Annotated in this window: 10 protein-coding genes; 6 read left to right on the top strand and 4 right to left on the bottom strand. The window is 49.1% G+C overall.

Annotated elements, in window-relative coordinates:
* Window positions 1-123 precede the first annotated feature (123 nt).
* Window positions 124-1269: a hypothetical protein gene (locus SHEWANA3_RS02510; protein WP_011715683.1), complete on the bottom strand. Its 1146-nt coding sequence runs from the start codon at window positions 1267-1269 to the stop codon at window positions 124-126.
* Window positions 1270-1415: 146 nt separating this feature from the next.
* The gene (locus SHEWANA3_RS02505; RefSeq protein WP_011715682.1) at window positions 1416-2477 is read right to left on the bottom strand and encodes a nitronate monooxygenase; all 1062 of its coding nucleotides are present in this window, start codon (window positions 2475-2477) and stop codon (window positions 1416-1418) included.
* A 373-nt stretch (window positions 2478-2850) separates the two neighbouring features.
* Between SHEWANA3_RS02505 and SHEWANA3_RS02500 the strand changes: the two genes are divergently transcribed.
* The 3 genes from SHEWANA3_RS02500 to SHEWANA3_RS02490 all read left to right on the top strand — a co-directional run bounded on the left by SHEWANA3_RS02500 (window position 2851) and on the right by SHEWANA3_RS02490 (window position 5477).
* Window positions 2851-3267, top strand: a complete 417-nt coding sequence (locus SHEWANA3_RS02500) for a DUF2541 family protein (protein WP_011715681.1) — start codon at window positions 2851-2853, stop codon at window positions 3265-3267.
* Between the two features lie 103 nt (window positions 3268-3370).
* On the top strand, window positions 3371-4984 hold the full coding sequence (locus SHEWANA3_RS02495; protein ID WP_011715680.1) for an IS1634-like element ISShes12 family transposase: 1614 nt from the start codon (window positions 3371-3373) through the stop codon (window positions 4982-4984).
* A gap of 121 nt (window positions 4985-5105) precedes the next feature.
* Window positions 5106-5477, top strand: a complete 372-nt coding sequence (locus tag SHEWANA3_RS02490) for a DUF4156 domain-containing protein (RefSeq protein ID WP_244096593.1) — start codon at window positions 5106-5108, stop codon at window positions 5475-5477.
* An 86-nt stretch (window positions 5478-5563) separates the two neighbouring features.
* On the opposite strand, the gene ubiA is transcribed toward SHEWANA3_RS02490, so the two are convergent.
* Both ubiA and uvrD read right to left on the bottom strand, forming a co-directional pair.
* Window positions 5564-6424: a 4-hydroxybenzoate octaprenyltransferase gene (gene ubiA, locus SHEWANA3_RS02485; protein ID WP_011715678.1), complete on the bottom strand. Its 861-nt coding sequence runs from the start codon at window positions 6422-6424 to the stop codon at window positions 5564-5566.
* Window positions 6425-6549: 125 nt separating this feature from the next.
* Entirely contained in the window at window positions 6550-8718 is a 2169-nt protein-coding gene (gene uvrD, locus SHEWANA3_RS02480; protein ID WP_011715677.1) for a DNA helicase II, read from the bottom strand.
* 171 nt (window positions 8719-8889) lie between these two features.
* On the opposite strand from uvrD, the gene SHEWANA3_RS02475 reads away from it, so the two are divergent.
* From SHEWANA3_RS02475 to SHEWANA3_RS02465, 3 genes are all read left to right on the top strand, one after another.
* Window positions 8890-9810, top strand: coding sequence for a response regulator (locus tag SHEWANA3_RS02475; protein WP_011715676.1), 921 nt, complete (start codon window positions 8890-8892; stop codon window positions 9808-9810).
* A gap of 243 nt (window positions 9811-10053) precedes the next feature.
* Window positions 10054-12021 carry a hypothetical protein gene (locus tag SHEWANA3_RS02470; protein ID WP_011715675.1) on the top strand — a complete coding sequence of 656 codons (1968 nt, stop codon included), beginning with the start codon at window positions 10054-10056 and terminating at the stop codon, window positions 12019-12021.
* Window positions 12022-12623: 602 nt separating this feature from the next.
* Window positions 12624-12959 (top strand): hypothetical protein, encoded by a 336-nt coding sequence (locus tag SHEWANA3_RS02465; protein WP_041412527.1) that lies wholly within the window; start codon window positions 12624-12626, stop codon window positions 12957-12959.
* The last annotated feature ends 468 nt before the right edge of the window (window positions 12960-13427 follow it).

Here is a 13427-nt window from a genome sequence, read left to right as displayed (position 1 = left end):
ACTGAGCCGCCCGGCCGCCAGTATAAATGAATAGGCTTATATTTTAGCCATGTAAAATATAAGCCTATTTGAGCAGAATCGATTCACTGATTGCACCGAGATAGCGAACTTATATTCTTCTCGCTACGACGCCTTATCTAACACAACGCTTAAGGTTAAGGTATCGGCTAACGCTTGAGGGTCCTCGACGACTAAGTTCACCACAGTCAATGACTCAGGTAATTGCCCCATGGCGCCGTAATAAACTTGAGGCTGCTTAAATATCAGCTGCGCATTCGCCTCACCACGACCTAGGGTTAATATTTCAGGCGCGTCACTAGGCGTAGTGTCATCCTGCGACACCTGACAGTTAAAGTGTCCTAATTTCAGTTCACTAATCTGCGTGAAATCAACGGCCATAAAGCCCCACATACCGTTATTAATGATGAGCTTATCTGTCCTTTGGTAGAGCGAGTAATAACGACTGATCCGATAATTCGCCGCCATTAATAGGATGGAATACAAAAGCAAACCTGAAACAAATAGAGCCGCTATATGGCTTATCCCATCGAGTAAACTGTAGCTCACCGCAGAAGCAGCCATTAACCCCACGATGACAACTAAGGCATGCCAAAGCTTAGCGCTGAGCAAGTTGAGTGAGCCAATGGCCTCTGGGTGACGACGGGAAAAGTAGGGAATGGCGTAATACCAACTGGCGGGCTCAGTGGCGAGGATCAAACCCAATGTTAGCCTCTTCTCATCGGGTATGGGCGGCAAGTCCGACTCTGACGGCTTGTTGGGATTAATTGACTCTCTTTTTACCGTTTCAGCACTAGGCTCTGGCTGCGCCATTGCAGCAAACTGCTCAACGATAGTTAATCTTGGATCCCCCGATGCCTTTCTCGCCTGCCATAACCCCTTAATAATGCTCACCATCAAGTACAGCTCGATAAGGAGTAATACCGCAATAATGGGGTAACGTAGCCAAGCGATAAACTCGAAATACTCAGCCACTTCATGCGGATAGCTAAGCCTCGCCATCAGGCTACTCAAACTTAACACAACCAACATCTTCCAGGGCTTTTGCGCACCTATTTTGATAATCCAATACCAATAAAGCACTGGCAACAACACAAAATAGAGCGCCGTTACTACGGCTAAGGATAAGGCTTCACGCGTGTTTGTAAGCTGCTCAGGCAGCAAATGAAAGCCTAGGACATATACCGCAATCATCAGCACCAGAAAGGCAATGCGGTATTTAACTTGGCGTCTAAGTCGGATTTTTAGCATTTAACATCCCTATCAACGAGCATATTCAACTTAGGGATGTGACTCGATAACCCTCATCCCCATGATAATGAACACCAAACTCCTCAATTGGCTTAGTGGTGATATGGGGAGCGACGGCCATGGAGACAAGGTTGAATTAAAAATAATCAGCCAGATAATGACCCCATCAAGCCTAAAGCTAACTGCCGCGTCAACTCGGCTGCGGGAATGTTTTGGCAACCACTGGCATTTTGTCCGCACCATAGCGGGCTAAAATCTCCAAATCCTTGCCTCTCCGCTGCCGTTCTTAAGCCTGCAACCGCCGAGGATGCCAAGGGGAAATCTGGCACGGCCTCATTTATCGGCCCCATTTCGGCCATAAAGCGGTTCACTATGCCGCGGGCGGGTCGACCAGAAAATAAGTTCGTCAGTGCCGTATGCTGCGCAGCGTCGCTTTGCAGCGCCTCACGATGAATGCTGCTGGTGTTGCACTCGGGGCAGAGTAAATAAGCTGTCCCCACCTGCACCGCCGAAGCCCCCATTGCCATGGCAGCGCGCACTGTGGTGGCATCGACAATGCCACCTGCGGCAATCACCGGAATATCGACAGCCGCAATCACCTGCGGTAATAAACTAAAGGTCCCCTGCTGCTCGGTTAAATCCTCGGATAAAAAGTGCCCTCTATGCCCACCCGCCTCCAAGCCTTGGGCAATAATCGCATCGGCGCCGCGAGCCTCGAGCCAGAGCGCCTCCTCGACTGTGGTCGCCGCGGAGATAACTTTTGAGCCCCAGGATTTGATTTCCAGCAGCAATTCTTCATCGGGCAGCCCAAAATGAAAACTCACCACCTCGGGCTTAAATTTGGCTAACACCTCAGCCTGCGCCTTGCTGTAGGGTGTGCGCTGGGCGCCAGCAGGCTGCGCATTTGGGTCGAGATTAAATTCCGCAAAATAGGGTGCTAACTGTTCGAGCCAAGCCGCTTGCTTGGCCGCTTGCGGTAAAGGCTCGCTATGGCAAAAGAAATTCACATTGATAGATTTAGTGGTGTTGGCTCGGATTTCGGTTAACTCAGCTTCTAGTGCCTCGAGGGATAACATAGCGCAGGGCAAGGAGCCCAATCCGCCCGCCTGCGATACTTCAATCGCCAGTGCACTGCCCTGCACGCCCGCCATCGGCGCTTGAATAATCGGAAACTGGATCCCAAACAATTGTGTTAGTCGGCACGGCATACTTCACCTCCATTGAATAAATCCTGTAGCGACTCGTGCTTGTTTGCTTACAGCTAATGCGGCGATAAGCGACCGAGCCGAGTGCGAGTTGTTACAATCTACCAGAAAAATGCATCCCAATTACAGCATTTAGCCAAGCAGCAAAACTTGGCAGTGTTAAGCAGATGATAAAATGTCATCATTTAATGGATATTTCAGCCTAATTAAAAACAAAAATAATATCGTCAAAATTGAAATTACATTTGTATCAAGATAAAAAACACTTACCGACTATTTATAAAAAATCCCGTGATATTCGCCGCATTAGCTAATTAAAAAACTATTTCAGCATATTTAAATCACTTATGATCCGGCCCCATTTTTTGGAGGCTATATGTTATTAAAAACCCGTCTATTTTCGACAAAAATAATCAACCAACTTATTATCTGTTTACTACTGATGTTTACCACGTCAGTTGCCTATGCAAAAAATGATGATAAGGACGATAAGATCACCTTAGGCCGCACCCTATTACTCGGAATTGGTGACCACCCAGCAATCATCCCACTTATCATCTGTCGCCAAGCCAAACACATTAGAATCAAAGCAGAAAGAGATGTGAGCATAGATCGCGTCGTGGTGACCTATGGGGATGATAAAACTCGCACCGTCCGCTTTGATACTGAGCTCGAAAAGGATGAGCACAGCGAATGGAAATCCCTCGGAGCACGTCGCTGCGTTAAAAAAATTGAAGTTTATGGTAATTCCGACCGCAGTAAAGCGGGTATTAAAGTATTAGGTCGCAAGTAAGACTTACCTATTTAACCGTCATTCCGCACCTAATTTTCGATTTAAAAAACTTGACGGCGATCGGTCATTCTGATCTATTACTCTCTTTTGCAGGTAATTCATCATGGCCGCTCCCGCTATCTCTATCCGTAACCTCGACCACCTTGGTTTGGTCGCTGCACTTTGCCAAGAACTCGGCATTGCTCGCATGATTGATGCGGTGCTACCCAAAACGCCGCCCTACAAAGTCTCACATGGTGAAGCGTTGGTGGCGATGATACTGAACGGTCTTGGCTTTCATAGTTCGACCTTGCACATGTTCCCGCAATTCTTTGCCAACAAGCCTGTAGAACGCCTGATTGGCCCGGGGATCTGTGCCGATGACCTCAATGATGATGTGCTCGGCCGCTGCCTTGATGCCCTCTTTGAGGCCGATGTCAGCACGCTTTATCAGGTGATGGCGGAGCAGGTCGTTGAACGATTGGGGCTCAAAAGTACTGCAGTACACCTCGATATCACCAGCTTCCACGTCGATGGCGCCTATGACCAAGCCGATGGCGAGCAGCTCGGTAAGTTGCAATTGGTACGGGGCTATAGCCGCGACCATCGGCCAGAGCTAAACCAGGTTATCCTGGAGCTTATCTGTGAAAATCAGGCCGGCCTGCCCATCTACATGCAAGCCTTGAGTGGTAATATTAATGATACCAAGGCCTTTGCCCAGACGGTACGGCGCCACTTGAGCAGTCTCAAGGCCGCGCAGGAGAGTCGTTATCTGGTCGGCGATGCGGCGCTGTATTGCGCCGACACCTTGCAACTACTGGCACAACAGCAACAGTTGTTCGTGACTCGTGTGCCTGTCACCCTCAATGAAGCCAAGCGAGCCGTGGCAACCATTGGCACCCAGTCGCTGGTTGCGCTGGGCAATGGCTATCATGGCTGTTGGCAAAGCGCCAATTATGCCGACGTCGCGCAGCGTTGGTTGCTGGTGCGCAGCGAACAGGCCAGCCACCGTGAGCAGCAAACATTAGCCAAAAACCTACTGAAAGACAGCACGCGTGAACTGAAAGCCTTCAACAAATTATGTGCCCAGCGTTTTGCCTGCGAGACCGATGCGCAGGCTGAATTAGCCCGTTTTGCTGTCAGCTTAAATCTGCTGCAACTAGAAGCAGAAGTCGTGAGTGAACCTATCTATGCAGGGCGCGGAAGGCCCCAAAAGGGTGAAATGCCGGTGAACTACCAATTTCACATCAAGGGGTTAGCCGCAAGTAGCTTGGCGCGGGTGGCTGAGGCGCGCAACCAGACAGGGGTGTTCATCCTCGCGACCAATGATCACAGTGAAACGCTCACCATGGCTGAGCTGTTGGCTACCTATAAAGCCCAGCAGAATGTCGAGCGTGGTTTTAGGTTTCTGAAAAGTCCCGAATTTTTAACCTCCTCGTTATATCTTAAAAAACCGGAACGTATCGAAGCGTTGCTGATGGTGATGACCTGTAGCCTGATGATTTATGCGGCGCTGGAGCACCGGATCCGGCAGGGCTTAGTAGAGCAGAACCGGAGTGTGGCGGACATGAAAAAGAAACCCACGCAAAAACCGACTGCGCGGTGGATTTTTTTACGCTTTGGCGGGGTGCACGAGTACCAGTTGGGAGAGGCGCCACCTCAAGTCACAGGACTCACAGTGGACCAGCAGATCATTCTCGACGTGTTAGGCGAACGGTATCGGCAAATTTATTCCTAAATCAGGTGCGGAAAGTCGGATTTAATTATTCCATTTTTATTCAATTGTGGAATTGAGCAATATATCAATGAATTTTCGTGCAATACTATTGTTATTACTCGGTATAAATTTGACCGCATGTGTGACTTTTCCAACCGAGGAGTCGGCACAGGTTAAAATATTATGGGAAAACTCTGCCGCCATCGAAAACTGTACCTATAAAGGCACAGTCATTGGCTCACAGGGACATTTCTATGACTATTGGTTACACAGTGATAGGGATATGGTGTGGGGCACACTCAACGAGCTACGCATTAAAAGCCATGCACTCGGTGCCGATACAGTTTATCTCTATCAACCGCTTAAGTTTTTAGGCTCAGTGACCATGATGGGCAATGCTTACCAATGTGCTGAGACTCATGCTTCTGAGGCCAAAGCTTCTGAGACCAAAGCTTCTGAAGCTCTAGATTCGACGAGTCTGCCGCCGCAGATAAAGACCGCATCGAGTCAATGAGTTGAATGTTGAGCAGGTTTTTTATGAGTTTTGAGCGGCTATCAGGCGACACGCCTGATAGCACTCATACAAACGGAGAGGGAAACTTAAAACAGGTAATCGGCGCCTAAACCAACAAACAGTGCTAATCCCGCCCAGTTATTGTTGAGGAAGGCTTTAAAGCAAGGAGCTCTTTCGCGGCCAAAAATTAACATCTGTTGGTAAGTGCTAAAACCAACAAAGGTAAGCAGTCCTAGACCATAGAGCAGGCCACGGTCGGCGCTCCAACCCGCGGCGATAAAACACAGCAGCGCAGCAAGTTGGAATAATCCAATGATTTGGCGGTCGTACTTGCCAAAAAGAATGGCGGTCGATTTGATACCGACCTTTAAATCATCATCCCTATCGACCATGGCGTACATGGTGTCGTAAGCCACAGTCCAGAACCAATTGGCGGCAAATAACCACCAGGCTTCGATGGGCACTTCACCGGTTTGCGCCGCATAGGCCATGGGAATCGACCAGCTCCACACCACGCCTAAAAACATCTGCGGCATGTTCGTTACCCGCTTTGTAAAGGGGTAGATAATGGTGAGGATAATGCCGACAACAGAGAGCTTAACCACTAAACCATTGAGCAGTAAGACTAAACCAAACGCGGCCAACCCTAAGATCACAAACAGCAATAGCGCTTCTTTGGTGCTGATTTCACCGCTGGCGAGGGGACGGGATTTAGTGCGTTCAACGTGGGAGTCGAGGTCGCGGTCGGCATAGTCGTTAATAATGCAGCCACAGGCACGCATGATCACCACACCGATAATAAAGATAATCAACACTTTAATATCGGGCATTCCCCCCGCTGCTAATACCAGCGCCATTAAACAGGGCCAGAGCAATAACAAAGTGCCGATAGGACGGTCGAGTCGAGTCAGGCGGGAATACACGTCCCACTTCTGCTTTAGATTCATTAACTAGCTACTCCCAAACCTAATTTTTTATCTCGGTTGCTAGGGTAAGCATCATATACCCTAGCCCCCTTTTAAGCGAATTTGCGCAGGCTGAAGCTGTCACAAAATCATGACATTGATGCCAATCAACGCGCCTCTAAACGCGCGTAGGCCACCACCAACCACTTACTGCCAAAATCACTAAAATTCACCTGCACCCGCGCCTGCGCACCACTGCCTTCAAAGTTAGTCACTTTGCCGTCACCAAACTTGGGATGATGTACTCTTTGGCCGACGCTAAAGCCGGTATCATTGGCGACCGCCGACTTTTGCGCACTGAAGCGATTATTCGCCATCGGCGTCGACACCTGCGCCTTTAAGCGAATTTCGTCCACATATTGCGGCGGAATTTCCTTAATAAAGCGCGATGGGCGGGCATAATCTTCGCGGCCATAAATACGACGGGATTCGGCATAGGTGATATAGAGTTTTTCCATCGCGCGGGTCATGCCCACGTAACAGAGGCGGCGTTCCTCATCGAGTCTATCGCCCTCTTCGAGCGCCATCTTACTCGGGAAAATGCCCTCCTCGACACCCGCCATAAACACCATAGTAAACTCCAGCCCCTTGGCCGAGTGCAGTGTCATTAACTGTACGGCATCGGTAAAGGCATCGGCCTGACCTTCGCCCGCCTCTAGGGCCGCATGGGATAGGAAGGCGTTAAGCTCGCCCATATCCTCAAGCTCCTCTGGCATTTCGAAGGTGCGCGCCGCGGTAACGAGTTCCTCTAAGTTTTCGATACGGGCGTGGGCCTTTTCGCCTTTCTCCGCCTCGTACATGGCCTTAAGCCCAGAGGCTTGGATCACTGTGTCCGTCATCCGGTACAGCGCCATGTCCTGAGTTTCTTCCTGCAGGGTGACGATAAGATCCATAAAGCCACGCACCGCAGAGGCGGCGCGGCCTGCGAGCACCTTTTCATCCAGCAAACGTAAACAAGCCTGCCACAGGGTGAGTTCCTGCTGACGGGCGGTCGAACGCAGAATATCTAAGGTGCGATCGCCAATGCCGCGGGGCGGTGTATTAACCACGCGCTCGAAGGCGGCATCGTCATTTTTATTGCTGATAAGACGCATATAACCCATAGCGTCTTTAATCTCTTGGCGTTCGAAGAAGCGCAGGCCACCGTAAATACGATAGGCTAAACCTTTGTGTAATAAGGCTTCTTCGAGCACACGCGACTGAGCGTTTGAGCGATATAAAATCGCGCAGTCACTTAAATTGCCGCCTTTTTCGTACCAATCATTGATACGGCCGACAATAAAGCGCGCCTCGTCCATTTCGTTAAAGGCGCAGTAGAGCGAAATCGGCTCACCATCGGCTTCGTCGGTCCACAACTCTTTACCTAAACGCTCGGGGTTATTGGCGATAAGGGCGTTCGACGCCTTCAAAATATTGCCCTTGGAGCGATAATTTTGCTCGAGGCGAATCGTAGTAGCCGTCGGGAAATCCCGCAGGAAGCGGTGCAGGTTTTCAACCTGAGCGCCGCGCCAACCGTAAATAGATTGGTCGTCATCGCCCACTATCATCACGTTAGCGGTTTGGCCAGCCAACACGCGGATCCAAGCATATTGAATGGCGTTGGTATCTTGGAACTCGTCCACCAGAATATGCTTAAAACGCTCCTGATAATGCGCCAGCAGATGCGGTTTATTGAGCCACAGCTCGTGGGCACGCAGCAGGATTTCGGCAAAGTCGACTAAGCCTGCGCGGTCGCAAGACTCTTGATAAACCTGATAAATCTTCAGCAGGTTTTGCTCAATCGGAAAACCACCCGCATCGATATGCTTGGGCCGTAATCCTTGGTCTTTCTTGCCATTGATATAGGCCTGCGCCTGACGGGGGGGATATTGTTTTTCATCCAGATTCAAACTTTTAAGGATGCGTTTCAGCAAGCGCACCTGATCGTCCGAATCGAGAATTTGGAAGCTCTGCGGCAATCCCGCATCTTGGAAGTGAGTGCGTAACAGACGATGCGCTAACCCGTGGAAGGTACCAATCCACATCCGCCCCATATTGGTGCCAGCGACCTTCTCCACCCGCTCACGCATCTCGGCTGCGGCTTTATTGGTAAACGTCACGGCTAAAATTGAGTAAGGGCTCTGCTGTTCGACCTGCATTAACCACGCGATACGGTGGGTTAATACTCGCGTTTTGCCACTGCCTGCGCCCGCAAGCACTAACATGCTGGATTGCGGTGCCGCGACAGCCTCGCGCTGTTTATCATTCAGGCCGTCTAGTAAAGAAGATACGTCCATTCTCGCCTCCAAAAAATCGAGGGGGCAGTATAACAGAAGAAGCGCCCAAGGCATGCCACGAGTTTGAGCTCAATCACAGACAATTCATTTGACTCGAGGGCCAAGTTTGGCTTGAATTGATTGATACAATTAATTAACAACTAAAGTATGACTCGATGCCAAGGGACCTGAATGCATTATTGTTTTAACGCTTTTGTGTTGGATACCCAGAACCGAACCCTGTTCTGCAACAACCAAAGGCTCCACTGCGACGAGCGCGTTATCCTGTTACTCGCAAAGCTAATCGACGCCTATCCCGCCCATTGCGATCAGGCCTGCTTGCTCGAACATATTTGGCCCAATACCGTGGTGAGTAGTTGGTCCGTCGCAAGATTAATCTCAGATACCCGCAAATTATTCGAGGTGGAGGGCCTTAAGGTACCCATTATTCAAACCTTGCATGGCCGAGGGTATCGGCTCTCCCCCGATGTCGCCGCCATTATTCGCTCCGATGCCGTCGCTAACAGTTTTGCCGCTCAAGACCACTCACTCGTAATAACAGATAACGCCACCAGCGCAGCCAACTCGAATACACTTCAACCCGCGCAAAAAAAGCCCTATTTCACCCTGCCGGGATTAATCTTGATTGGTATCTTGTCGAGCGCTGTGCTTGCCCTGCTCTATCACAATCAAGCTGAACGTAACGGCCAATTAGTGTTGGCCGAGCCGCAAAACGTAAAAGCACGCATATTGTGGGTCGATGATCACCCAGAAAATAATCAGGCCGAGCGCCAGTTTTTAGAGCAAAAAAAGATTGGGGTTTACACCACCAAAACCAGCAGCGATGCACTCACACTGCTGAGTTTGTATAGCTACGATGCCATTATTACCGACATGGGCCGAGGCACCGATCCCCTCGCCGGTCTGAAACTGATGCAGGCAATCCGCGAGCGCGGCATCAGCACGCCCATTTACCTCTACACCATCATGCCCTCTGAGGCGCTAAGGCAAAAAGCCCGGGAACATGGCGCGCAGGACATCGCCGTCGAAGCCGAAGACTTATATCAACACTTGATGCCACTCATCCGTTATGCCGACGAAGGCGTGGAGTAAAGCCGCGCTCAACCTCAGCAAATTTTGCTTCAATCTATTGATATTATTCACTTTCAAAAACATTCAATAAGTTTCAAAGACAAAATCCCTCCCGAGGATTTATATCTTGTTCAGGGTTCAGCACCTGAACCCTTCTGCCGATCGCTATCGCCCGAGCCCCAATGATGACTAACGACCATCCCGCTATGTGGGATAGCGAGTTGTTGCTGATATTTGCTCAGTAGCCTAAAAGGAATTTACATAATGAAGCCAATCTATCGACTCACGGTTCCCATTCTCTTAGGTCTCACGCTCGGCGCCTGTGGCGGCAGTGATGATGACGATGAAGATCCTAGCCCCATTGAATCCCAGCAATTTGCCATTAAAGGGACAGTAAAAGGGCTGACCAACACCCTAAAACTCACCCTACAAACCAATGGCCAGACAGTAGAAACGCTTTCTGTTCAAAGTGATGGCACAGATAAGGCCTTTGCATTTTCGAATATGCAGAATGAAGGCGTTAGCTTTGCCATTACCGTCAATACGCAGCCAACGGCACAAACCTGTACCGTCGCTAATGGCAGCGGCACCTTAAGCCAGAGCAATGCCGAAACCGCCCTCGTCACCTGTGAAACCAATGCTAATGCCGAATTAACCGGGATCTTTAGGGATAGCCCAGTTGCCGGGATCCATTATCAAACCGACAGCCAAACCGATGGCACCACCAGCGATATTGGTGAGTTTCAATACTTACAGGGGGAACAAGTCACCTTTTCGGTCGGCGCGATTCAGTTTCCCAGCACAGCTGCCAGCGCACTCGTCACTCCCACCGAAATTGCAGCGGGCAATGAGGTCACAAAGGTAAATATCCTGCAATTGCTGCAGACTTTAGATCAGGACTGCGATGTCGAAAATGGCATTCAGATCAAAAGCTCACACCATGATCTGCTCGCCAATACCGTACTGGATATCAGCAGTGCCGATTTTGACTCCCAACTCAACACCGCCTTTGCCAGCCTCGGTTCGGGTTTGAGTCTGATCAGCGAAGCCCAAGCCCTTAACCATTTCGATACCTCCAATCGTAATCTGCTGCTAGGTAGCTGGCTGCTGTCGGAAGGAGAAGGTCAAAGCAACATACTGACCTTTATCGACCATAGCCGTTATATATTGATCCACGAGCATGCGGGTGATGGCGATCAGGGTGCAGCCTCGGTCGAATACGGAAATTACACTTGGGATAGCGTGACGGGTAGTTTCAGCGTGAGTCTCATCGCTCAATCCGATGGTTCCGGTGGCCTGTACGATGAAAGTAGTGTCGTTAACAAGGCGATGGTAAGCCTCAATACCCTCACACTGAGCCTCACAGACAATGGTTCGTCAAGCATCACACTCACGCGTATCGAAGATGCTAGCGATGCGTTAATCGGCACCTGGCATGTGTACGATCCCGAAACCGATAACGACAGCTTTGTGACTTTCCTGCCCAATCAAGCCTATGCCATTGTGCATACCGCCAATTCCGACAGCTATGAGGGGCAATCACCCCAAGCGCAATCGGGGGAATTTGGTCATTACGTCAAAGATGCCAGTGGCTATAAGTTTACCGCCAGTGTCGAGTCCGACGGCCCTAATGGCCTCTATGATGCCCAGTCAGCCGACGCCCATCAGTTTTCGTCCATCAGCACCAGCCAATGGGGCGAGATGATGGCCACAGAAAATGGCCCAGACGGCGGTACTTTCACCTTAGATAAGGTCGGCAGTTTTGTGACAGAGTTAGTCGATAAGCCTTCCGCCGCAGGTACCAGCCTTGGACGCATCACCTCGGTGCGGGATATCGAAGGCTTTAGCTACGACGCCACAGTCAATCGCCTGCTGCAATTTGACGTAACCTTTGCCACGGACACGCAAAACCGCTGCACCACAGAGTTCGCCAATGGCCAATGCGGCGCGCGTTACAACATGCTGGTGCAGAATGTATCCGAGAATGATATGGGGGATGTGATTGGCGAAATCAGCCTGAACGAAGTCACTAGCAATGCCCAAGTAAACAGCGATTTTTATATGACGACCGCTGGCACACTGCACTTTGCCTTTAGTGGCAGTCAGACGATGACCATCAGTCCTTTGTTAGGCAAATCTTGCCAAGGTAATCAACGCGCTTTAGTGAGCTTAACCGATACCAGCAGTAACCAATCGCTTTGGTTAGTCGAGTTAACCCCAGCCGCCCTATAGCTAACGCTATCTTCCCTTTGCCGGGCTATGTTCTTCCGTAGTCCGGCATTTTTTTATTCTAAAAAACCAATAAGTCCAGCGAACACAGCTATTGCCTATAGAACAGCGAGAAATCGAACAACTGAAAACGAGCCATATATGGCTGATTTAATTTCAATTTATTACCTTCAATAATGATTAAGCACTGTCATTCCAGTGACACGCCGTGAATATGTCCCTATAGGCTCGACGACGGCATCCATGCCGTCAACGGTCACTTACATGCCAGTGCTTAATCTTGCCAACCCGACAGTAATCTGAACCCTTTCTTACAAGCTTAGACTCTGAAAATTTAACAATTGGTGGCTCGTTAACTCCTTTCATTTCAAATAAAGAACATTAAAATTAGTCACTTATATAATTCATTAGGTAGATAATAGGTTTGGAAACGCGCATGCGCGTTTTTCCAGATGGCGTATTTGATAGAAAGCTGATAAGTTCTTTACATACAGATAGTTAGCCGTGCTCGTTTTCACTAGTCTAGCGAGGTAAACGCGCATGCCCACGAATAAAATGTTATGTCATCAATGTAGTGAACATTTTTATCCTAAAAGGGACTTTTAATGAAATTTTACCCATACTCAAGATTGAAATCTGAGAATTTGAAACCCTTGCTTTTCGCTACCAGATTGTTGGGAATATTTAGTTACCTGTTGTTTTTAAAAACATTTATTCTAATTATAGCTATTCCATTTCTCGGTTCAGAAGCAATAACGAAAGATTTAGGCGGAGGGATAACAATGTCTTTTAGTACTCCAGATACTAGTGGCGCAGCCATAATTGGGAGTATTTGGAGCCTGGTTAGTGCTATTTCTTTGCTTGCTTTTAGCGGTTTGTGCGGCGCTGTTGTTTCATGTGAATACAAGTATACGAAGCAAATTGACATAACCAAAGATTGAAGACGGACAAAAAAGTGGTTTTTGTCGCTTAATCAAGCGTTAAATGTTCACAAGTCTACGAGCTCGAAATCGAAACTGTAGAAAATGATGCTCTCACCGTGGCAGTTCAGAGGTGTAACGGTGAGTTCGTCCTTTGGCAAAGGAGGCTTACCGCAGAGGTAGGTCCAGACGATGACGTTTATTTTGAGTGTGACGACCAAATCAATGATGGCAACAACAACGTTAAAGAATGACTTGTCACCACAGAGAGAATCCAGATTGTTCTGAAAAATGGACGATCGGCTCATTTTTATTTTCCCAAGGACTTCAATAAGTACGGTGAGCTTAGATCGGGGTTAAAAGATGTCCATCAAGGTCGGGACCATGTGCTTACGCTCAACATTTAACAAGGCCATCAAATTCGTTACAGCCACAAAAAGCGTGGCTTCCATCGGACTGCCTATCCGTTGCTTCGGCAGCCGCAAATGC

Source organism: Shewanella sp. ANA-3 (genome assembly GCF_000203935.1).
In the GTDB taxonomy this organism is placed as follows: Bacteria; Pseudomonadota; Gammaproteobacteria; order Enterobacterales; family Shewanellaceae; genus Shewanella.
This window is presented reverse-complemented; position numbering and strand designations above follow the sequence as displayed.